Origin of the sequence: Saccharomonospora iraqiensis subsp. paurometabolica YIM 90007, assembly GCF_000231035.2 — a bacterium.
Taxonomy (GTDB): Bacteria; Actinomycetota; Actinomycetes; order Mycobacteriales; family Pseudonocardiaceae; genus Saccharomonospora; species Saccharomonospora paurometabolica.
Genome location: NZ_KI912196.1, coordinates 47,275 through 48,844, shown reverse-complemented (window position 1 = coordinate 48,844; position 1,570 = coordinate 47,275). Strand labels below are relative to the sequence as shown.

At 74.4% G+C, this 1,570-nt stretch carries 1 protein-coding gene; it reads right to left on the bottom strand.

Going from position 1 to position 1,570, the window contains the following annotated elements; translation table 11 throughout:
• Positions 1-162: 162 nt before the first annotated feature.
• Positions 163-1,570: FAD-binding oxidoreductase (locus tag SACPADRAFT_RS24960; protein WP_007027555.1), on the bottom strand; the 1,408-nt coding region annotated here is incomplete at its 5' end.

Here is a 1,570-nt window from a genome sequence, read left to right as displayed (position 1 = left end):
TGGTCGGCGGCGGCCTCGACGGCGTGCTCCCGGCCACGGGTGGTGACCTCGGTGCAGTCGATGCCGCGTGCGGCGAGCGCCCGGGCGATCGGGCGCCAGACCCGCACCGCCCGGCCACCACCGGCGACGGGATTGAGCAGAGCCGTGTAACCGGGCATCGGTTCAGCCGATCAGGATGCCGGGGTTGAGGATGCCCTCCGGGTCCACCCGGGACTTGACCGCCCGGAGCATGTCCACGCCGACCGGTCCGAGTTCGGCGGCGAGGGCCTCGCGGTGGTCCGTGCCGATGCCGTGGTGGTGTGAGATCGCCGCGCCGTGCGCGCGGATCGCGGCGTTGGCGGCCTCCTTCGCGCGTGCCCACTGCGCCACGGGGTCGTCGAGCTGCCGGGTGACGACGGTGAAGTACAGCGAGGCCCCGGTCTCGTAGACGTGGCTGATGTGGCACATGACCAGGTTGGCGCACCCCTGTTCGGTCAACGCCCCCTGCACGGCCTCGGTGACGGCGGTGCGCAGGGTGTCGAGGTTCGACCAGAACGTCGCGGTCTCCAGGGTCTCCACGAGTGCGCCGGAGTCGAACAGCGGGTCCCGCAGGTACGGCCCTCGGAACCGGCCCGCACGCCACCGTTCGCCGGGGTCGGTGCCGTCGCAGTGGCCGCCGTGGGCGCGCAGCCGCTCGGCGGTGGCGGCGCGGAGGGTCTCCACGTCGTCGGCGGTGCCCTCGTACCCGACGATCATCAGGCAGCCCCCGGAGCCGGAGCCGTCCAGCGCGGCGTCCGGGTCGGCGAGGTTGACCGCGGTCTCCGTCTCGTCGGACAGCCGGAGCACGGTCGGGCGGGGCCCGTCCTGCATCAGGGTCCGCAGCGCGGTGGTGCCCGCGTCGAACGAGTCGAACCGCCAGCCCTCGAACACCCGGGCGGCCGGGGTGGGCCGGATCCGCACGGTGACCGAGGTGATGACGCCGAACGCGCCCTCCGATCCAAGCACCAGCTGGCGCAGGTCCGGCCCGGCGGCCGATTTCGGCGCCGTGCCGAGGGTGAGCGTACCGCGCGGGGTGGCGACGGTGAGGCCGACGACCATCTCGTCGAACCGCCCGTAGCCGGTGGACGACTGCCCGGCCGACCGGGCACCGGCGTAGCCGCCGATCGTGGCCATCTCGTAGGACTGGGGGAAGTGACCGAGGGTGTAGCCGTGTCCGGCCAGCAGCCGTTCCGCGGTGACCCCGCGCAGGCCCGCCTGGAGGACGGCGGTGCGCGAGGTCCCGTCGAGCTCCACCAGCCGGTCGAGCCGGTGCAGGTCGAGGGCGACGACCCCGTGGAAGCCCGACCGGGTGGGCGCGAGGCCGCCGACGACCGAGGTGCCACCGGAGAACGGGACGACCGCGACCCGGTACTCGGTGCAGATCTCCAGCACCCGCACGATCTCGTCGTGCGCGCCGGGGGAGACCACCGCGTCCGGCGCGTCGGAGGCGTCGCCCGCGCGCAGCTTCAGCAGGTCCGGTGCGGAGAAGCCGCGGGTGTGCCGGACGCGGGCGTCGTGCCCGGTGTCGACGTGGCCGGTGCCCACCGCGGCG